Source organism: uncultured Bradyrhizobium sp. (assembly GCF_947648125.1).
Taxonomy (GTDB): Bacteria; Pseudomonadota; Alphaproteobacteria; order Rhizobiales; family Xanthobacteraceae; genus Bradyrhizobium.
In genome coordinates, this window is the sequence record NZ_CANSMR010000003.1 from 495,602 (window position 1) to 514,419 (window position 18,818).

An 18,818-nucleotide genomic window follows, 5' to 3' on the forward strand; every position below is an offset into this window, starting at 1 on the left:
TAGAAACAAGCCATGAACTACGGTATCGCGTTCACACCGCTGGTTCCTTCGATCGTGCTGTGGATCGCGCTCGGCGCGATCGTCGTCATCGCGGTGCTGCTGTTGCTGTCGCGTGCGCGCGGTGCCGCGGTGCGTGTCGCCGCGCTGGCGCTGATCCTGCTTGCGCTGGCCAATCCGTCCTTTACCCGCGAGGACCGCGAGCCGTTGACCTCGGTCGCCGCCGTCGTGGTCGACAAGAGCCCGAGCCAGAATTTCGGCACGCGCAATCAGGAGACCGACAAGGCGCGGCAGGCGCTGGTCGACAGCCTGAAGCAGATCAAGGGCCTCGAGGTCCGCGTCGTCGAGGCCGGCCAGGCCGACGGCGAAACCGACGGCACCAAGCTGTTCGGCGCGCTGACGTCGGCACTGTCAGACGTTCCGGTCGAGCGCGTCGCCGGCGCGTTCATGATCACCGACGGCCGCGTGCACGACATTCCCGCCAACGCCCAGGCGCTCGGCTTCCAGGCGCCGGTGCACGCCTTGATCACCGGCCGCAAGGACGAGCGCGATCGCCGCATCGCGATCACGGCCGCGCCCCGCTTCGGCATCGTCGGCCAGACCCAGACCATCACCTACCGGCTCGACGATCAGGGCGTCACCGGCGAGCGCGCCAAGGTCACGATCCGCCGCGACGGCGAGGTGATCAACGAGCGCACGCTGACCAGCGGCCAGACCTCCAGCGTCGATATCGACATCAAGCATGCCGGGCCCAACATCGTCGAGATCGAGGCCTCACCGCTCGAGAACGAGCTGACGCCGGTCAACAACCGCGCCGTGGTGGCGATCGACGGCGTGCGCGACAAGCTGCGCGTGCTGCTGGTGTCCGGTGAGCCGCATGCCGGCGAGCGCACCTGGCGCAATCTCTTGAAGTCCGACCCCAGCGTCGATCTCGTCCACTTCACCATCCTGCGTCCGCCGGAGAAGCAGGACGGCACGCCGATCAACGAGCTGTCGCTGATCGCGTTTCCGACCCGTGAGCTGTTCCAGCAGAAGATCAACGAATTCCAGTTGATCATCTTCGATCGCTACGCCCGCCAGGGCGTGCTGCCGATCGCCTATTTCGACAACATCGCGCGCTATGTCCGCTCCGGCGGCGCGGTGCTGGTCTCGGCCGGCCCCGATTACGCCTCGACCACCAGCATCTGGCGCACGCCGCTGGATTCGGTGCTGCCGGCCGAGCCGGTCGGCGTCACCGAGAAGCCGTTCTACGCGCATTTGAGCGATGCCGGGAAACGCCACCCGGTGACGCGCGGGCTGGAAGGCTCGAATGCCGAGCCGCCGCATTGGAGCCGGTTCTTCCGCACCGTCGACACCCGCAACGCGATCAATCCGCCGGTCATGACCGGCGCTGACGGCAAGCCGCTGCTGCTGCTGTCCCGCTTCGGCGAAGGCCGCGTCGCGCTGCTGCTCTCCGACCAGATCTGGCTGTGGGCGCGCGGCTATGAGGGCGGCGGACCGCATCTCGATCTGTTGCGGCGGGTGTCGCACTGGCTGATGAAGCAGCCCGACCTCGACGAAGAGGCGCTGCGGATGCAGGTGCAGGGCAAGGATCTCATAGTGGTGCGCCAGACCATGGCCGACACCGTCGCACCGGTCACCGTGACGTCGCCGAGCGGCGCCACGCATGAGCTGACCTTGACCGCCGGCGATCCCGGCGAGTGGCGCGCCACGTTGCCGGCGAGCGAGCTCGGCCTGTGGCAGGCCACCGACGGCACGCTGAAGGCGCTGATCAATGTCGGCCCGACCAACCCGAAGGAATTCTCGGAAGTCACTTCGACCACCGACATGCTGAAGCCGCTGGCGCAGGCGACCGGCGGCGACGCACGGCGCATCGTCGACGGCTCGAGCCTCGACATGCCCCGCGTCGTCCCGGTGCGCGCGTCAACGATCTTCCGCGGCGACGGCTGGCTCGGCGTCAAGATGCGCGACGCCAGCGTGGTCAAGGGCGTCGGCGTGCTGCCGATGTTCGCCGGCCTGGTCGGCCTGCTGCTGTTGCTCGGCGCGTTCGCGGCAACTTGGCTGCGCGAGGGACGCTGAGACCAACAGCGCTCAATGTCCAATCGGCCCCGTTGCCTCAATCACACACCGGCAACGGATCGACATAGTGTGTCTGAACCACCGTTGACATCGCGGCCACCCTCCGATGTTATAATGTAACATCGGGCGGCTGGGGAATGAGCGCCGTCCCGATGGGTGGGGTTCAATCGGCGTGAAGTGGTTCCGGAGACATATCAAGACTGGTTCGCGGCTGGCGCTGTTCGCGCTCGCCGTCCAGTTCGTGCTGTCGTTCGGGCACTTCCACCCGATCGCGCCCGCGCAAGCGGCACCCGCGGTCCAGACCGGCCTATCGCTGCTCGACCTCGCCTATATCGGGACCTCGGCGACGCCGGACCTCGCGGTCCAGGTGACCAGGACCGAGCCGCCCACGAGGCACGACAACGACCGGCACCCGGCCGATAATTGCGCGATCTGCGCCGTCATCTCGCTCGCGAGCAGCGTGCTGTTCACGGCGCCGCCGCTGCTGTTGCTGCCGGAAGCCGTCGAGCTTCTGTTCCGCACCACCAATGCCGAATTCGTCCATCTAAAGTCGGCGCCGGCAGCCTTCCACTCCCGCGCACCTCCTTTGTCCTGACATCGACTGATTGCTGCACGCCCTGAGCGGACGGCCGCGTCACAGTTGCGGCCTGCTCCAGTAGGGCAAATCGGGATCGATCCGTCATTTCGACGGCACCTGGATCGGGACAATGACACTTCAGAAGAAACGAGCACTCCACATCGGAGGCGCGAGCTGGCTGCTGCTCGGCGCAATGCATAGCGGCGCGCTGGCCGATGACACGCCGACGCAACTCCCTGACATCACGGTGACGGCGCCAAGCCCGATCCAGCGGCATCGGACTGTGCCCACGCGTACGCCGGTTCACGTCGTCCGGGCTGCACCTAGCCGCAACCGCGAACGCGCCGCAGCGGTGCAACCCGCGCAAGCGGCACCGGCACCGACGCCACAACAGGGCGTGCTGCCCGTCGTCACCGACCAGTTCGCCACCGTCACCGTGGTGCCCAATGAGGAACTGCGGCGCGCCGGCGGCGCCACGCTGGGCGACCTCCTGTTCTCGAAGCCCGGCATCACCGGTTCGAGCTTCGCGCCCGGCGCATCGAGCCGGCCGATCATCCGCGGCCTCGACGTCAACCGCGTCGGCATTGTCGAGAATGGTCTCGGTGGCGGCGGCGTCTCGGATCTCGGCGAGGATCATTTCGTGCCGATCGATCCGTTCTCGACCGACCAGCTGGAGGTGGTGCGGGGACCTGCCGCGCTACGCTACGGCTCGACCTCGATCGGCGGTGTGGTGAGCGCCACCAACAACCGGATTCCCGACGCGATGCCGGCTTGCGCGGCGGCACCGTTCCAGAGCTACGGACTGCCGATGAAAGCGCCGCTGGCCGACACAGGCGCGCCCGGCTGCCTCAATGTCGAGACCCGCACGTCGGTGAGCTCGGTCAATCGCGGCGTCGAGGGCGGCATGCTGCTGGACGCCGGCGGCAACAATGTCGCCGTGCACGCAGATGTCTATGGCCGCACCAGCAGCGACTACAGCATCCCGAGCTATCCGTATCTGTTCGATCAGACCCGGCCGGTGAACGGCCGCCAGCCGAACTCCGCGACGCAGTCGGACGGTGCTTCCGTCGGCGCGTCCTATTTCTTCCAGGGCGGCTATATCGGTGCGTCGATCACCCAGAACGACTCGCTCTATCACATTCCGGGAATCGACGGCGCCGATCACCAGACCCGGATCGACGCGCACCAGACCAAGATCGCTGTGAAGGGCGAGTACCGGCCCGATGCGGCTGCAATCGACGCCGTGCGGTTCTGGGTCGGCGCGACCGACTATCGGCACAACGAGCTCGGCCTCGCCGATCCGACCGACCTGTTCAGCGATGGCGTGCGCCAGACCTTCACCAGCAAGGAGCAGGAGGCCCGCGTCGAGGTGCAGATGATGCCGTTCAACGCGCGCTTCGCCACGGTGACCACGGCGTTCGGCCTGCAGGGCGGGCATCAGGAGTTGACGGCGCCGAGCCCGGACAACCCCGGCGCACTGTTCAATGGCCTGTGGAGCCCGAACAACAACAACCGCATCGCGGGTTACGTGTTCAACGAGTTCAAGTTCACGGATTCGACCAAGGCGCAGGTCGCCGGCCGCATCGAGCATGTCGACCTGCACGGAGCGACGCCGGATTTCCCGGCGGACTTCCTGCCGGACGGTGCGCCGCAAAGCTCGGTTTCGCGCAATCCGTCCTACACGCCGGTCAGCGGCAGTGTCGGGCTGATCCAGAACCTTCCGGGCGATCTCGTCGGCAGCATCACGGCGCAATATGTCGAGCGCGCGCCGAAGCCCGCGGAGCTGTTCTCGCGCGGCGCGCATGATGCGACTGCGACCTTCGACATCGGCAATCCGAACCTGACCATCGAGACCGCGAAATCGGTCGAGGTCGGCCTGCGCAAGGCGACCGGACCGTTCCGCTTCGAGGCCACCGCCTATTACACCCGCTTCAGCAATTTCATCTATCGCCGCCTGACCGGCGTGATGTGCGGCAGCGATTTCGACTCCTGCGGCAACGGCGATCCCGGCAACGAGGGCCGCCAGGCGGTCTATTCGCAGCGCGATGCGACCTTCCGCGGCGCCGAGTTCCAGAGCCAGCTCGACATCGGCCCGCTGAACGGCGGCATCTGGGGCATCGAGAACCAGTTCGACGTGGTGCGCGCCACCTTCACCGACGGCAGCAACGTGCCGCGGATTCCGCCGGTGCGGCTCGGCGGCGGTGTGTACTGGCGCGACAGCAACTGGTTCACCCGCATCAACCTGGTACACGCCTTCGCGCAGAACAACATCGCGGTCATCGGTGAGACCCCGACCGCGGGTTACAATCTGCTGAACGCGGAGATCACCTACAACACCAAGCTCAATCAATCGTGGATCGGTGCGCGCGAGATGACGCTTGGCCTGGTCGGCAACAATCTGCTCAACCAGAATATCCGCAACTCGGTGTCCTACACCAAGGACGAGGTGCTGATGCCGGGCCTCGGCGTGCGGGCTTTCGCCAATCTGAAGTTCTGAGACGAGCGAATCCCTCTGCCATCAGCGGCAGAGGGATCATGCTCTGATGTCCGCGCCGTTCAGTAGCCGACGACGACTTCGCTGATCTGAATCACCGGCTGCAGATCGGTGTAATTCGGAATGTCGCCCATGATCTCCTGGGCGTGCTTGCCCATGCCGGCCGCGAAGGCCTCAACCGAGTCGCAGAAGATGTGGCACATCCCGACATAGGTTGCGGGCGTCCCCGGTGCGCCGCCGGCGAGACCCTTGTCGACGGTGTAGTATTTGCAGGCGTCGCCGAGGCGCGCCTTCACCAGCGGCATGTGCTTGTCGCGGTAATACTCGTGATCAAAGCGTGCGCCTGGATTGTTCGGATACATCACACTGACCTTGATCATGGCGCGCACTCTCCCTGTTGATATGACATGCGCCGGTCTTGTCCCGGCGCTTGCCTCAACTGTGCTTCAGTTTCCGAGAGCGCGCAACCGTTCCGGGCGACGCTCGCGGGAACGTCAGATCGCCTTGCTCCAGTCCGGCTGGATCGGCCCGGATACGCCCTCGGCAGCGCCGTCGACCAGTTCCATGACAAGCAGGCGACTGTAGTCGACGGGGCCGGGCATCGTCATCCGTCCCTTCGGGACCGGCTTGAAGCCGACCCGCGAATAGTACGGCTCGTCACCGACCAGTACGATCAACCGATGGCCCTTGGCGCGGGCGTCGTTGATCGCGCGTTCGAGCAGCGCGCGGCCGACGCCGCGGCTGCGGAACGGCGGCTCGACCGTCAACGGCCCGAGCATCAAAGCCGGCGTATCGCCGATGCACACCGGCAGCTGACGCACCGAACCGACCAGCAGCGTGCCGATCCGCGCCGTGAAGGAGACATCGAGCAGATGATCGACATGCTCGCGCAACCGGTAGGCGCTGAGTGCGAAGCGGCCGGGCCCGAAGGTACGCTCATGCAGGCGCTCGATCGCCTGGGCGTCTTTCGGGGTCTCGGGCAGGATGGTCAGGGACAATTCAGTCATTGTGGGGCGCGGGATAGCATCTGGCGCGGGCGCGGTCCATCACCGCCATTTCGCCGTCGGCGGCTTGCCCTCGAGCACCTCCGCGATCCGCAGCCGCGTACCGGGGGTGGTGTCATCAGGCAGATCAGCCGGATCGAAGAAGCCGCAGGCCACGATCTCGCGATTCGGCTCCGGCAGGCGGTCCTGCCGGTAGTTCCTGACGACATAGACCGCGACATGATCGCGCGGCGAGACGTGGCTGTTGTGGAAGATGCCATGCAGCACCGGCGTGCCGTCGAACTCGATCCGCCCCTCCTCCTCGAGCTCCCGTCGCAGTGCTTCAAGAAAGCTCTCGCCGACCTCGACCCCGCCGCCGGGCAGATACCAGCCATGGACATAGCTGTGCTTGACCAGGAATACCTTGTTGTCGGCGTCGAGCACGACGGCGCGGACCCCGAGCGTCATGCCGCGGGCCAGGCGCCAGTAGAAATGAAACACCCACCTGATCTGCGGCTCGCAGCGCCTGCGAAAATCCTCAAGGACCGTCACTGAACCCTCGACATCATGGTGTTTGATCCATGCTTTGATCCTTGCGCGGCTGCGCAGCTCTTGCCAATACAGGGCAGGACGTTCGGGATAGCACGACATGACTGGTGGCCGGCCACTTTTCACCGACAATCCGAAGGGAATCGCGTGATGGCGGCGTTCCGCCTCGCGCATCTGTCGGATCCGCATCTGCCGCCGCTGCCGGCGGCGCGGCTGCGCGATCTCGCCGGCAAGCGCGCCTTCGGCTACCTGAACTGGACGCGCAACCGTCACAAATATCATCGCCGCGACGTGCTCGACACGCTGGTGTCGGACATGCAGGCACAGCAGCCGGACCATGTCGCCGTGACCGGCGATCTCGTCAATCTGGCGCTGGATGCCGAATTCAATCCGGCCCGGCAATGGCTCGAGGGTGTCGGCGGCGCGGCCGACGTCACCGTGGTCCCCGGCAATCACGACGCCTATGTGCGCGCGACCCGGCATCGCTTCGTCAGTCACTTCGGCGATTATCTGCGCGGCGACGCCGATGGCGCGGCGACGCATTTTCCGTTCGTGCGCCGCCGCGGCCCGGTGGCGCTGATCGGCGTCTCCTCGGCGGTGCCGACGCCGCCGCTGATGGCGACCGGCTGGCTCGGCCATGCCCAGCTCGGCGCGCTGGATACGATCCTCGGGCGGCTGTCGCGGGAGGATGCTTTCCGCGTCCTCTTGGTGCATCACCCGCTGCACTCCGACGGGCGCGCCAAGCGGCTGACCGATTCGCATCAGTTGCTGGCGCTGCTCAAGCGGCACGGGGTCGAGCTGGTGCTGCATGGCCATGACCACATCCATTCGACGATGTGGTTCGACGGCCCCGAGCGGAAGATCCCGGCGATCGGCGTGCCGTCGGCATCGGCGCTGGCGCGCAAGCACTATCCGGCGGCGGCGTACAATCTGTTCTCGATCGAGCGTGACGGCAATGGCTGGCGCTGCGAGCAGACCGTGCGCGGCCTCGGCGCTCACGACGGCATTCGCGAACTGAAGCAAGTGCGGCTGTCCTAATCGCCGCCCCCGCCGCCGCCACACCCACCGCCGCAGCCGCCTCCGCTATCTCCGCCGCCGCCTCCATCACCGCCGCCGTGGCCACCTCCGTCGCCACCATGGCCGCCATCGCCGCCATGGCTTCCGTCGCTGCCGGCATCGCCAAACCCCGCCGACGATCCATCGATCGACGAGTCGGAGAAATCGCCGCCGCAATAGGGACTGTCGCCGGCAATGCCGCTGCGGCGCAGCGCCTCGCAGTCCGTGTGATAGATGAAGCCGCCCGCAATGCTCAGCTTGGCGTCGAGTGCGAACAACAGCGGCAGCCGCGTCGGCCTGACCGGATCGATGTTCTCGTATTTGCAGCAATACCACCAGACCCGCCGGAGCCCTTCGTTGCTCCGGCGCCGCTCCTTCACCAGCACGACCGCGGGCGTGTGATGCAGGAAGCTGCCGAAGGCGCGGCGGCAGAACGCGTCGTATTCGCGGGTGTAGAGAATGAATTCGTGCCAGAGGTCGTCGGCCGCTTGCGACGGCATCGAGACGTAACGCTTGCCGCTCATCAGATAGGCGAGGAAGAACTGCCGCAGGCCGCGCGACACCAGCGCGCTGTCCTTGCGGGCGAAGCCGGGGTGATGCCTCTCGAGCCGGGCCAGCAGGCCCGCCGGCCACTTGAAGGTGCGGATATATTCGGCGCGCCGCAGCGTCTGCCATTTGCCGAACAGCACGGCGCTGCCGACCACCGCTGCCGCCGCCAGGATGCCGAAAAATGCCGAGGCGGGAGTTACGACCACGATGTCCCCCGCCGGTCAGCGGCTAAAGCGCGATTGAATCGTCATCGCGCTTTCGCTCCTTGTTTGCACATGGTCTGATCGGAAAATCGCTTGGCACTTTTGCGGATCATGCTTCAGAAATTCTGCAAGCTCGCCAGCAGCGCGAAGCCGAACAGCGCCAGCGCGCCGAGGACGAAGCCGAGCACGAACATGCCGATCCCGCCGCGGCGCTTCGGCGGCACCACCGGCACCGGCGGAGGTGCCGGCGGCTCGGCAACCGGAAGCGGCGTTGCCACCATCGCATGCTCGCGCTCGATCATGCGCCGCGCCACATAGTCGGTGACCGCATCGACAATCACGGGCACGTCGTGCGATTCGGCGAGCACGATGCGGCCGAATCTCGTGTCCTGCACGAAGCGGTAGATGCGCTTGTCGCGGCCCATCAGCACATGCGCGACGACATCGATCCACAGCCGCGGCGTCTCGCCCTGGCTGATGCCGCGGTCGAACAGATCGACCTTCTCCGGCACCTGCGCAAACAGCGGATCGAGCGCGTCGTTGAGGATCTCGAGCCGCGCCACCTCGGCATCGCGCAACTCGACCACGACCCCGGTGCGATCGGCCGCCTCGATCCGCGCCCGCCGCAGCGCCTCTCGCAGCGTCGGCCGCATCTCGCGCGCCTCGCTGCCGGTGTTCTGCGGATCGGACATGCCTTACGGCCTCGTGGTGACGGGTTGCCTTACCCATTAACCTATCAGCAACCATGACGTCCGCAAAGGACGTTGGTTCCCAAGCACTTAGGTGGCCACTTATCCCCAGCTGAAAGATCCCGGCGCTGTCCCAAAAACGGTCGACCCCACCCGGATGAACCGGATGGGGTCGCCGTCCTTGGACGTTTCTTAGCTCAGATAATTTTGGCGTCAGGCCGAAACCCGGGACGGCTCCTCGACGATCGAGAAGCGCACGCCGGCCTTGTGGCGGCTCTCTTCCGAGACTTCCTTCCAGCACTCTTCGGCTTCCTTGCGGGTCTTGAACGGACCGCGGACCTGGGCGGAGCCTTCGACGAGCTTGTGGAAGTTCATCGAGCCGAACTCGCCGCCGATCACCCAGAAATTGCTGCCGTTGCTCATCGTCAGTCTCCTCTAAAAAATCCTGCTGCCTGCTCAGCCGCCTGAATTCTGACCCCCGCGACCTGTTCGCCGTACCGACATTCTTGACAGAGCATCGCGAAGTGCGTGTCAGGAGATAAACGCGAAAACGCGAAGTTCGTACAGATGCCTTGTTTTTTATTGGTGATGTCATGTAACATCTGAACTTGTAATAAATGTCGATTTGTAAATTTTGTCACAAAATGGGTCAGGAAGGCTGCCATGCCTGGCGAGTCCGGAAAGAAGCTGTTCGTCGGTCCACGCTTCCGGCGGATCCGCCAGCAATTGGGGCTGTCGCAGACCCAGATCGCCGAGGGGCTCGGCATCTCGCCCTCCTACATCAACCTGATCGAGCGCAACCAGCGCCCGGTGACGGCGCAGATCCTGCTGCGGCTGGCCGAGACCTACGACCTCGATCTGCGCGACCTCGCCACTGCCGACGAGGACCGCTTCTTCGCGGAACTCAACGAGATCTTCTCCGATCCGCTGTTCCGCCAGATCGATCTGCCCAAGCAGGAACTGCGCGATCTCGCCGAGCTGTGCCCCGGCGTGACGCATGCGTTGCAGCGGCTCTACGCCGCCTATACCGAGGCACGCCGCGGCGAGACGCTGGTGGCGGCGCAGATGGCCGATCGCGAAGGCTCGCAGTTCGACGCCAACCCGATCGAGCGGGTGCGCGACCTGATCGAGGCCAACCGCAACTATTTTCCGGAGCTCGAGACCGCTGCGGAAAATCTGCGCGACGAGCTCAACGTGCCGACCGAGGGCCTGTTCACGGCACTCGCCACGCGCTTGCGCGAAAAACATTCGATCGTCGCCCGCGTCATGCCGGTCGACGTGATGCGCGAGACGCTGCGCCGTTTCGACCGCCATCGCCGGCAGTTGCTGATCTCCGAACTGGTCGACAGTGCCGGCCGCAGCTTCCAGCTCGCGCTGCAGATCGGCTTCGTCGAATCCGGCGCTGCGATCGACGCGATCGTCAGCCGCGCCGGCCCGCTCGACGACACCGCGCGCAGGCTGTACCGCATCACGCTCGCCAATTATTTCGCGGCGGCCGCGATGATGCCCTATCAGGCATTTCATTCCGCGGCCGAGGCCTTGAGCTACGACGTCCACGTGCTGGCGCAGCGCTTCAATGCCGGCTTCGAGCAGGTCTGCCACCGTCTCACCACGCTGCAACGGCCGAACGCGCGCGGCGTGCCGTTCTTCCTGCTGCGCGTCGACAATGCCGGCAACGTGTCGAAGCGGTTCTCCTCGGGCACCTTCCCGTTCTCCAAATTCGGCGGCACCTGCCCGCTCTGGAACGTGCATTCGACCTTCGACATGCCGGACCGCCTGCTCAGCCAGGTGATCGAGCTGCCGGACGGCACGCGCTACTTCTCGATCGCGCAGACGGTGCGGCGGCCGGTCGCGCCCTATCCGCAGCCGCAGCCGCGTTTTGCGATCGGGCTTGGCTGCGAGATCCGTCACGCGGCCAAGCTCGTCTATGCGACCGGCATGGATCTGGAGAAGGTCGAGGGCACGCCGATCGGCGTCAACTGCCGCCTCTGCGAGCGCGAGAACTGCAGCCAGCGCGCCGAACCGCCGATCACGCGCAGCCTGATCCTGGACGAGACCACGCGGCGGGTGTCGTCGTTCGCGTTCTCGAATGCGCGGGAGTTGTAGCTTCACCCTCCCCTGGAGGGGTCGAGACGAGCGAAGCTCGCTCTTGGGTCGACGCGAATGAAATGAGCGGCGGGGTGGGGTGAAGGTCTCTCGTATCGGCTGCCGCCCGTGTTGCGAGATCACCCCACCCCGTCTCACGTTTCGCTGCGCTCAGCGTGAGCCGACCCTCCCCCTCCAGGGGAGGGTGACTCAATCGACCGCGGCAAAGGCCTTGCACCAGGCGTCCTTGCTGATGGAGCCGTCCACCACCTTGCAGCCGTCGGGCGCGACGAACAGCGTGCACAGGCCGCAGGAGTAGATGCCGTTCGGCGTGTCCCGGTATTCGGCTTGCGGTTTTGTCATTTTGTCGGAGGCCACAGCAGGTCGCGGCAGAAGCGAGGCGGGAATTCCTGCGATGGCGACGGCGATGAACGCGCGTCGCGAACGTTCAGACTGTTGTTTGGCCATGGTGTTCACCCCATGCGTCGCCCCGGCGAAAGCCGGGACCCATACTCCGCGGCAGGCATTGTAAGCGGGACTCGTCGTTCCGGCATCGCGCAACAATGATCGTTTGTGGTTATGGATCCCTGCTTTCGCAGGGACGACGCTGAAATTCTCACCCAACGCGTGCCGCCATTGGCTCCGTCACCCCCGCGCAACGGCTTCGCCATTGTCGCTAGAGGAGCGCGTAGCGCGTCTCGAAGGGTCGACGGCCACCAGCTGGGCCGTTCATCCTTCGAGGTTCTCGCTTCGCGAGCCCTCAGGTGCGCAATTGCGCACCGGGGAATGACCCCAGGAATACGAACGCGCGATCGAAGCCGCTCAGGGTTTGCGCAGATTGAGCGAGAAGCGCAGGTTCAGCGGCTGCAACATTTCCGGCGGCGGCGCCTCGCCGACATTGCCGCGCTTCAGGATGGTGCGCAGGTCCTCGGTCGCGCCGGTATCATTGAGCGCCGGAAACGTGACGCGCTCGACGGTGCCATCCGGGTTGAGCCAGGCGCGCACCACGAGCGTCGGCGGCGGCCCGTTCTCCTTGCCGGAATGTTCGATGACCCAGTTGCGGAAGCGATTGGCAACCGTCTCGTCGGCCGCGATCCATTCCTCGAACCGGTATTTGACCAGCTTGGCAAACTGCGCCCATGACGGTGGCGCCTGTTCGGGATTGCGAAAGTTGGCGTCCTGGGCATGGCCGGACGCCGGGGCGAGGATCAGCAGGCCGAACGAGAGCACGAGCGTGCCCCGCAAGATGAGCATGGTTCTGGACAAGGGTTGACCGCGGACAGCAGGCTGACAAGGCAACGCGAGAGTATTAGCGCTTGCAGCAACTAGTCGTTCATTGTTGCAGGCATGTGACGCGCGCCGGGATGCTGGCCGCCTCCTCGGTGTTTTGGCCGATCACCATGGGGCCTGCCTGCGCAAGGCGATGAAGTGCTGGACGCCGCTCTCGCCGCAACCCGCCGACCTCGCAGCCGTCAATCGGGTAGCCCAGCCCGTCGTAGCGCGTCCGCATACTTCGCCACGTCTTCGAGGTTCCGATACGGACCCAACACAGTGTTCAGCGTCGCTGGTCGTAGCGCCGGATCGACCTCGTGCAATCGCGTCGCAAGCCTCCTGGCCTCGTCGCAGTGCCCGGCAAGCGCACCGCTCGCGGCGCCGATGCGCAGCGCGGCGTGGCTGTCCGGCCGGCTGCACAACGCCATCCTCGCCCATGACAGTGCTTCGTCGTAGCGGCCCGCGAAGAAATGAGCATGAGCTGTTCCTTCCTGCGGCCAGAACCTGCCCGGATCGACGGGGCTCAGTCGCATGGCGCGTCCAAAGTGCTGGATGGCCAAGTCTGCCTCCCCAAGCCACAGCCGCGACCAGCCGCTGTGTGTCCACGAGGCCCCGAGGTTCGGGTTCAGGGCCAGCGCGCGATCAATCAAGGCGACGCCCTCAACGAGGTCTTTGGCGACATAGGCCAACGAATGCCCGACATGCACGAAGGCGATCGGGTCGTTCTTGCCTAGTTGCATCACCCGGCGGGCCAGTCTCCTGACTTCAGCGACCTCCTGATCGGGATCGACGATCCAGCCGAACCCCTTGCGCACGCTGAAACGCATCGCGGCAGCGCCGTAAGGCGTCGGGAATTCGGGATCAAGTTCGATGGCCCTGTAGAACAGGCGGAGCGCTGCTTCGTTCCCCTCTCTGGTCCACTTGTAGGTTTCCGCCATTCCTCGAAGATAGAGATCATAGGCGCCCAGATTCTCCGTCGGCTTGCATTTGGCATGCTCGAGCTCCGCCACATACACATGGTCGGCCAGGACAGCGACAATGGTGCGCGCCACGTCCTCCTGGACCGCGAAGATGTCCTTCAGCTCGCGGTCGTAACGCTCGGCCCAATGATGCGCCCCGGTCAGGGCATCGATCAGCTGTGCCGTGATCCGAACCCGCTCTCCGTCACGCCGAATGCTGCCTTCGAGCAGGTAGCGCACATCAAGCTCCCGACCGATCTGACGGACGTCGACAGCCTTGTCCTTGTACGTGAAGGACGAGTTGCGGGCGATGACGAACAGCTGCGAGAACCGTGACAGTTCGGTGATGATGTCTTCGGTGATGCCGTCGCTGAAATAGTCCTGCTCCCTGTCCCCCGACAGATTAGCGAAGGGCAGCACCGCGACGGACGGCATGTCGCTTGAAGCGCCGGGCGGTGCGTCCACCTCGAGCCGGATCTCGCGCCGGGGCGACCATTCCGGGTGCGCGAGCCGGTTTGCGTCCTTCCCGTCCAGAGCCATGGCCGGCAATCCAGTCGGCGGTTCCTGTACCACTCGCACCACGCCCACGAAGCGAAAGCCTTGTCGAGGCAGTGTCTTGATCAGGCGTTGCTCTTGACCGGAATCGCCGATTGCGTGTCGGGCAGCATTCAGGCGCGTCGTCACCGCGCCATCGGAAACCACCCGTCCATCCCAGATCGTGGCGACAAGGTCGTCCTTGCTGACGACGCGATCCCTGTTGCGGATCAGGTAATCGAGCAGCGCGAAAACCTGTCGCGTCGTCGGAACAATCTCTGGCCCGCGTTGCAGTTCGCACCGCTCGGTGTCCAATACGTAATCCTCGAAGGAATAGCGCAAGGGACCATTCTCCAAATGGCCCTCCGGTCGCCAGAAGGCGCTCCCGCGCGGGCTAGCGTCGAAAAGAATAAGCCGCCGGTAAGGAAAATGTAAGCGATATGTCAAGCAGGCCTCCCGCCGTCCTGCCACCTTCATGCAGAGGACGAGACGTCGGGAGATGTCCAATGGATACGCCCTACAATGTGGTTGGATCGCCGCATGCGATTGCATCAGCACATCCGCGCCTTGCCATTGTCAGCCGGTGCTGGGCCGCGTTGCTGGATTGGCAGGAACGCGCGCGGCTACGGCAGCGTCTGAGCAATCTGAACGATCACGAGCTACGGGATATCGGTATTGCGCGCGGTGAGATCGACTATGTCGCCTCGCATCGCGCGGTCGACCCGCGGGGCGCCATCTATCCTCCATGAGCAGAGGTGCCCGACGACAGGAACGCCGGCGATAGCATCGCTTTGGGAAGAGGCTGCGTCACGTCAGCACAAAAAGGCTCCTCTCATGAGATCCGAACGGACAGTGCGCGCATTCCGGGTCCAGCCCGACTGGTATGAGGAATACTGGCTACGGCCGGAGCCGGCTGCCCCGTCCGGTAGCGCGAGATGGTGGCGTCGGGCGTCTTGGCTTCTTATTCGATCTTGTCTGCATACAATGGCGGTAACGGTGACGACCTTCGTCAGCGCGGGCCGGTCGGGTTTCAGCACAAGGCTTGGCTTCAAACACAGTGAACCATCGGATCGCCCTTGCGACCTCAGTTCAGGCTAGTCTGCGCCCGCAATTCTGCCTTAACGGAAGCCTGCTTGCAGTCTGCCGCGCTGTCGGGATTGTCGTCGATCGACAGGTCCAACCCGGAACGACGCAAGCAACCGCAGGCGCGACTGACAGGACCGCGCAAGAGCATCAGCCATCGCCGCAACTAATCACTCATTGTTGCAGGCATGTGACGCGTGCCGAAATGCTGGCGGCGCGATGCGCGCGGGACGCGGTGCCGCTCATCTGCGGCCGGTCGTCCTCCTGGAAGCGCACGCCGTGCGCGGCGAGAAAGGATTTGGCGTGCACGGCATCGACCGCCAGCACGCGATCGATTGTGGTCCTGCGGCTCACCACGCCTTCGACGAGGCCGCGGGAATCCAGCACCGGCGCTCCGCTGGTGCCGAAGGTGACATTCGAGCGCAGCACGAGGTGCTCGGGATCGCGCAGCGTGGTATCGACGAACGCATTGCCGAGCGATCCGCCATGCGCGAGCATAGGCTTCAGCCGGTCATAGGCCTCGGCAAACACCATGTCGTTGGCGACGGACGTGTTGGCGCGCGGGAAGACCGCCGCGAGACCCAGCGTGCGCGGCACCTTGATCAATGCAATGTCGCTCGCGGCCAGCGCCACCACGCGGGCCGCGACGGCCCGGCCCTCCTTGCTGACCACAATCCGGGCGCAGTCCGCGACCGCATGCCGCGCGGTCAGCATATGTCCGAGATCGTCGACAAAGAACGCGGTGCCGTCGAGCCGCTGGCTGATGGCCGGCGGGCCGGTGACGTCACGCGCCAGCGGCTTCGCAGCCTCGATCTGTCGCGCCGGTTGAAACGGAGAGAATGGCACCTGTGCTGCCACCCGCTGCGGCGTGAAGCCAATGAGGGCGCAGCCGATCGCAATACCGCCGGCCAGCCGGACAATGCGGACAGGCAATTTCGCGCGCGCCGTCGACGCCACACGGCCCAAACTCGAAACCAAGTGATGCACTTTCAGAACCCAACCCGCCCTTCAACGTCGCCGCGCAAATCGTTGGCCGGCAATGTTTGTACATACACCGCACTTAAGGGCGGCTGAAGACCCCGCGGACGATGCGGCGCGCCAGAACGCTTTCGAGCGAAAGGCCGTCACGTCGATGTATCAAAATGTGAAACGATGACTTTCCATCATTGCCGTTTCATGACGGCGGCTGCGACCACATCATCTCAGAAGTCACATGGAGGTCTCAGATGAACGAGCATGCTAGCAAGACCAGCGTCGCCCCCTCCGAGGGCGCAGATGTGCGCGTGATCGAAACGCTGCTGACCCGCAATCTTCCGGAGGTTTTTGGTGAAGGCGATCCGGTGCGCCGAAGGGCCGCAATTGAAGAACTCTACACCGCGGACTGCGCGCTCTACGCGCCGCCGGGCGTTCTCGTCGGCCGCGACGCACTCGACAAGTTCGCCGGCGATCTCCGCGCGACACACCCGCACTTTGTTTACACGCCGCAGGGCGCGCCGCAGGCGCTGCACAATTCGGGACGCCTGGCGTGGGGCTCCGGACCGAGAGGCGAAACGCCTGTCTATACCGGCGTGGATTTCATCATCGCGCGGGACGGCAAGATCGCGGCGCTTTACGTGTATCTGGACTCTCCGCCCTCGTGAGCGGCGGTGGCACGGTTGCCGCAATCCCCGCGTCGAAGACAGATAGAACGAGGCGGCGGACGTCATGCGACGGCACAACCGGCCGGGGCTATGCAAGCCAGCATGCGCGCGCGACGTCCGCCCGAGCGACTGCCCATCCGTTAAACGCGCCCCGGATCAGCGGCGCGCAACGGTCCTCGCCTCCGCGCGGGACGCTGCGAAGCGCCGCCGCGCGCGAGTGGCAGCGGTCATCAGATCGATCTGCGCCGCGTTTCGTCGTCCGTGCCTGCTAACTTCCCGGAGGCGAGTAGGCGGCCTTGAGCTTGCTCGCGTGCTGACGCACCACCTTGATCTCGTCCTGCGTGAAGAGCCGGACCAGCTTCACATTCTGAATGGCGCCGGCCGCCACGACCACGCCGGTGATGGCGGGTGCGACGGTCGGATCCGGCACGTCGAAGATCACCATCACGCCGGGGCCATCGGCCGCCGTGCTGTACATCGAAATCAATTTGCCGCCGCCTGCCTCGATCAACTTCTTGGCCGCCTCATACCGATTGGTTGTCGGGTTCTCCATGATGCTGTTGATGGATCGCGGCGTGTATTCCCCTGAGAGACAGAAATGCATGGCAATCGCTCCATTTGGCTGGAAATGAAAAGCCATTCACCCAGGCGTCGCCCGGGCAGAAGAAGATTTCGTACTGAAATGAGGAAGAAGCGGCCTGCCGATAGCCAGTTGCGCTGCCGCTCATTCTCCGGAATTCGGCGTGACCGGTGGCAGCTCGCGCGACAATCTATATCAAACGTCCTGCGAATGAAATCCTGCGCTGCGACGAAATCGCCCGAGGACGCAGACTGAGGGGCAGCGAGGCTGACCTGACACACGACCTGCATCATGCCTTCCGATCGGTCCCTTCCGGATTCGCCTCTGGTCGTTGCGGCCGGCACGGTGCCTTGCAAACAAGGGCAATCTGCCCCAGTGTCCCGCGCCTCCCGTCAAGAACAAGAGAAAGAACACGCATGAAGCATCGCGCGCTCGGCCGCTCCGGCCTCACCGTCCCTCCCCTCTGCTTCGGCTGCAACGTGTTCGGCTGGACCGTGGACGAGGCGGCATCTTTCCGGCTGCTCGACACCGTGCTGGAGCACGGACTGACGTTCCTCGATACGGCCGACGTCTATTCGCGCTGGGTGCCGGGCCACAGTGGCGGCGAGTCCGAGACGATCATCGGCAAATGGATGAAGGCGCGCGGCAACCGCAACCGCATCATCCTCGCCACCAAGGTCGGCATGGACATGGGAGGCGGCAATGTCGGGCTGAAGCCGGACTACATCGCGCGCGCGGTCGAGGATTCGCTGCGCCGGCTGCAGACCGACCACATCGACCTCTACCAGTCCCACAAGGACGATGAGGCGACACCGCAGGAAGAGACGCTCGCGGCCTATGACAAACTGATCAAGGCCGGCAAGGTCAGGGCGATCGGCGCCTCGAATTTCTCGGCGGAGCGACTCAAGAGCGCGCTGGATATTTCCAAAGCGAATGGGCTGCCGCGCTATGAGAGCATGCAGCCCGAATACAGCTTGGCGGAGCGGTCGAGCTACGAAGGCGAACTGCAACGCGTCTGTGTGGAGAACGACGTCGGCGTGATCACGTTCTTCTCGCTGGCGGCCGGCTTCCTGACGGGCAAGTATCGCTCTGAGAGCGACTTCGCCAAGAGCCCACGCGGCACGCGCAGCATTCCGAAATACATGAACCCTCGCGGCATGCGCATCCTGGCCGGCCTCGACGAGGTCGCCGCGGAGACCCGCACCGAGCCGGCCGCGGTCGCGCTCGCCTGGCTGATGGCGAAACCCGGCATCACCGCGCCGATTGCCAGCGCGACCAAGCCCGAACAGGTCGCAACGCTGGTCGCGGCGGCGAGGCTCGAGCTGAGCAAGGGTCAGGTCGAGCGGCTGGACGCAGCTAGCGCGTAGCGGGGCGGGCCACGCTCTGAAGCAAGATTAGATTTGTTGAATGGCAGCCGCAAAGGCGGTGCGCTCCCTCTCCCGCTTGCGGGGGTGGGCTGGGGTGGGGGCTCTCTCCACGAGTCGTATCG

At 65.0% G+C, this 18,818-nt stretch carries 20 protein-coding genes; 8 read left to right on the forward strand and 12 right to left on the reverse strand.

Annotated features, from left to right (window positions below):
- Window positions 1–12 precede the first annotated feature (12 nt).
- From Q0030_RS09315 to Q0030_RS09325, 3 genes are all read left to right on the forward strand, one after another.
- Window positions 13–2,076 (forward strand): hypothetical protein, encoded by a 2,064-nt coding sequence (locus Q0030_RS09315; RefSeq protein WP_298365688.1) that lies wholly within the window; start codon window positions 13–15, stop codon window positions 2,074–2,076.
- Window positions 2,077–2,248: 172 nt separating this feature from the next.
- Window positions 2,249–2,671 (forward strand): DUF2946 family protein, encoded by a 423-nt coding sequence (locus Q0030_RS09320; protein ID WP_298365690.1) that lies wholly within the window; start codon window positions 2,249–2,251, stop codon window positions 2,669–2,671.
- Between the two features lie 112 nt (window positions 2,672–2,783).
- The gene (locus Q0030_RS09325; RefSeq protein ID WP_298365693.1) at window positions 2,784–5,150 is read left to right on the forward strand and encodes a TonB-dependent receptor; all 2,367 of its coding nucleotides are present in this window, start codon (window positions 2,784–2,786) and stop codon (window positions 5,148–5,150) included.
- Window positions 5,151–5,209: 59 nt separating this feature from the next.
- On the opposite strand, the gene Q0030_RS09330 is transcribed toward Q0030_RS09325, so the two are convergent.
- The 3 genes from Q0030_RS09330 to Q0030_RS09340 form a co-directional block, all read right to left on the reverse strand.
- Entirely contained in the window at window positions 5,210–5,527 is a 318-nt protein-coding gene (locus tag Q0030_RS09330; RefSeq protein WP_298365695.1) for an EthD family reductase, read from the reverse strand.
- A 114-nt stretch (window positions 5,528–5,641) separates the two neighbouring features.
- A complete protein-coding gene (locus tag Q0030_RS09335; protein ID WP_298365697.1) occupies window positions 5,642–6,154 on the reverse strand; it encodes an N-acetyltransferase in 513 nt (170 codons plus the stop codon).
- A 39-nt stretch (window positions 6,155–6,193) separates the two neighbouring features.
- On the reverse strand, window positions 6,194–6,682 hold the full coding sequence (locus Q0030_RS09340) for an NUDIX domain-containing protein (RefSeq protein WP_298365699.1): 489 nt from the start codon (window positions 6,680–6,682) through the stop codon (window positions 6,194–6,196).
- A gap of 147 nt (window positions 6,683–6,829) precedes the next feature.
- Here Q0030_RS09340 and Q0030_RS09345 point away from each other — a divergent pair, with 147 nt between their 5' ends.
- The gene (locus Q0030_RS09345; RefSeq protein WP_298365701.1) at window positions 6,830–7,717 is read left to right on the forward strand and encodes a metallophosphoesterase; all 888 of its coding nucleotides are present in this window, start codon (window positions 6,830–6,832) and stop codon (window positions 7,715–7,717) included.
- On the opposite strand, the gene Q0030_RS09350 is transcribed toward Q0030_RS09345, so the two are convergent.
- The 4 genes from Q0030_RS09350 to Q0030_RS09365 form a co-directional block, all read right to left on the reverse strand.
- A complete protein-coding gene (locus Q0030_RS09350) occupies window positions 7,714–8,490 on the reverse strand; it encodes a hypothetical protein (RefSeq protein WP_298365703.1) in 777 nt (258 codons plus the stop codon). The two genes, Q0030_RS09345 and Q0030_RS09350, sit on opposite strands and share 4 nt — an antisense overlap.
- Window positions 8,491–8,603: 113 nt before the next feature.
- A complete protein-coding gene (locus tag Q0030_RS09355; RefSeq protein ID WP_298365705.1) occupies window positions 8,604–9,179 on the reverse strand; it encodes a hypothetical protein in 576 nt (191 codons plus the stop codon).
- Window positions 9,180–9,389: 210 nt separating this feature from the next.
- Window positions 9,390–9,599, reverse strand: coding sequence for a hypothetical protein (locus tag Q0030_RS09360; protein ID WP_298365707.1), 210 nt, complete (start codon window positions 9,597–9,599; stop codon window positions 9,390–9,392).
- A gap of 2 nt (window positions 9,600–9,601) precedes the next feature.
- Window positions 9,602–9,841: a hypothetical protein gene (locus Q0030_RS09365; protein WP_298365709.1), complete on the reverse strand. Its 240-nt coding sequence runs from the start codon at window positions 9,839–9,841 to the stop codon at window positions 9,602–9,604.
- Between Q0030_RS09365 and Q0030_RS09370 the strand changes: the two genes are divergently transcribed.
- Window positions 9,840–11,282: a short-chain fatty acyl-CoA regulator family protein gene (locus tag Q0030_RS09370; RefSeq protein ID WP_298365711.1), complete on the forward strand. Its 1,443-nt coding sequence runs from the start codon at window positions 9,840–9,842 to the stop codon at window positions 11,280–11,282. The genes Q0030_RS09365 and Q0030_RS09370 overlap by 2 nt on opposite strands.
- A 189-nt stretch (window positions 11,283–11,471) precedes the next feature.
- Here the strand turns inward: Q0030_RS09370 and Q0030_RS09375 are convergent, their stop codons facing one another.
- The 3 genes from Q0030_RS09375 to Q0030_RS09385 form a co-directional block, all read right to left on the reverse strand.
- Window positions 11,472–11,738, reverse strand: a complete 267-nt coding sequence (locus Q0030_RS09375) for an iron oxidase (RefSeq protein ID WP_298365713.1) — start codon at window positions 11,736–11,738, stop codon at window positions 11,472–11,474.
- Window positions 11,739–12,083: 345 nt separating this feature from the next.
- On the reverse strand, window positions 12,084–12,515 hold the full coding sequence (locus Q0030_RS09380; protein WP_298365715.1) for a hypothetical protein: 432 nt from the start codon (window positions 12,513–12,515) through the stop codon (window positions 12,084–12,086).
- A 218-nt stretch (window positions 12,516–12,733) separates the two neighbouring features.
- Window positions 12,734–14,368, reverse strand: coding sequence for a winged helix-turn-helix domain-containing protein (locus Q0030_RS09385; protein WP_298365717.1), 1,635 nt, complete (start codon window positions 14,366–14,368; stop codon window positions 12,734–12,736).
- A 164-nt stretch (window positions 14,369–14,532) separates the two neighbouring features.
- On the opposite strand from Q0030_RS09385, the gene Q0030_RS09390 reads away from it, so the two are divergent.
- Window positions 14,533–14,775 (forward strand): DUF1127 domain-containing protein, encoded by a 243-nt coding sequence (locus tag Q0030_RS09390; RefSeq protein ID WP_298365719.1) that lies wholly within the window; start codon window positions 14,533–14,535, stop codon window positions 14,773–14,775.
- A 508-nt stretch (window positions 14,776–15,283) separates the two neighbouring features.
- Here Q0030_RS09390 and Q0030_RS09395 read toward each other — a convergent pair.
- Window positions 15,284–16,042 (reverse strand): serine protease, encoded by a 759-nt coding sequence (locus Q0030_RS09395; protein WP_298365721.1) that lies wholly within the window; start codon window positions 16,040–16,042, stop codon window positions 15,284–15,286.
- Window positions 16,043–16,392: 350 nt separating this feature from the next.
- Here Q0030_RS09395 and Q0030_RS09400 point away from each other — a divergent pair, with 350 nt between their 5' ends.
- Entirely contained in the window at window positions 16,393–16,749 is a 357-nt protein-coding gene (locus tag Q0030_RS09400; RefSeq protein ID WP_298365723.1) for a nuclear transport factor 2 family protein, read from the forward strand.
- A gap of 268 nt (window positions 16,750–17,017) precedes the next feature.
- Here the strand turns inward: Q0030_RS09400 and Q0030_RS09405 are convergent, their stop codons facing one another.
- Window positions 17,018–17,389, reverse strand: a complete 372-nt coding sequence (locus tag Q0030_RS09405; RefSeq protein ID WP_298365725.1) for a GYD domain-containing protein — start codon at window positions 17,387–17,389, stop codon at window positions 17,018–17,020.
- A 356-nt stretch (window positions 17,390–17,745) separates the two neighbouring features.
- On the opposite strand from Q0030_RS09405, the gene Q0030_RS09410 reads away from it, so the two are divergent.
- Entirely contained in the window at window positions 17,746–18,696 is a 951-nt protein-coding gene (locus Q0030_RS09410) for an aldo/keto reductase (RefSeq protein ID WP_298365727.1), read from the forward strand.
- The last annotated feature ends 122 nt before the right edge of the window (window positions 18,697–18,818 follow it).

Coding starts and splice junctions, on each gene's coding strand:
- Q0030_RS09410 (WP_298365727.1), top strand. CDS start 17,746: ATGAAGCATCGCGCGCTCGGCCGCTCCGGCCTCACCGTCCCTCCCCTC.
- Q0030_RS09370 (WP_298365711.1), top strand. CDS start 9,840: ATGCCTGGCGAGTCCGGAAAGAAGCTGTTCGTCGGTCCACGCTTCCGG.
- Q0030_RS09405 (WP_298365725.1), bottom strand. CDS start 17,389: ATGGCTTTTCATTTCCAGCCAAATGGAGCGATTGCCATGCATTTCTGT.
- Q0030_RS09355 (WP_298365705.1), bottom strand. CDS start 9,179: ATGTCCGATCCGCAGAACACCGGCAGCGAGGCGCGCGAGATGCGGCCG.
- Q0030_RS09345 (WP_298365701.1), top strand. CDS start 6,830: ATGGCGGCGTTCCGCCTCGCGCATCTGTCGGATCCGCATCTGCCGCCG.
- Q0030_RS09330 (WP_298365695.1), bottom strand. CDS start 5,527: ATGATCAAGGTCAGTGTGATGTATCCGAACAATCCAGGCGCACGCTTT.
- Q0030_RS09380 (WP_298365715.1), bottom strand. CDS start 12,515: ATGCTCATCTTGCGGGGCACGCTCGTGCTCTCGTTCGGCCTGCTGATC.
- Q0030_RS09365 (WP_298365709.1), bottom strand. CDS start 9,841: ATGGCAGCCTTCCTGACCCATTTTGTGACAAAATTTACAAATCGACAT.
- Q0030_RS09325 (WP_298365693.1), top strand. CDS start 2,784: ATGACACTTCAGAAGAAACGAGCACTCCACATCGGAGGCGCGAGCTGG.
- Q0030_RS09390 (WP_298365719.1), top strand. CDS start 14,533: ATGGATACGCCCTACAATGTGGTTGGATCGCCGCATGCGATTGCATCA.
- Q0030_RS09335 (WP_298365697.1), bottom strand. CDS start 6,154: ATGACTGAATTGTCCCTGACCATCCTGCCCGAGACCCCGAAAGACGCC.
- Q0030_RS09315 (WP_298365688.1), top strand. CDS start 13: ATGAACTACGGTATCGCGTTCACACCGCTGGTTCCTTCGATCGTGCTG.
- Q0030_RS09360 (WP_298365707.1), bottom strand. CDS start 9,599: ATGAGCAACGGCAGCAATTTCTGGGTGATCGGCGGCGAGTTCGGCTCG.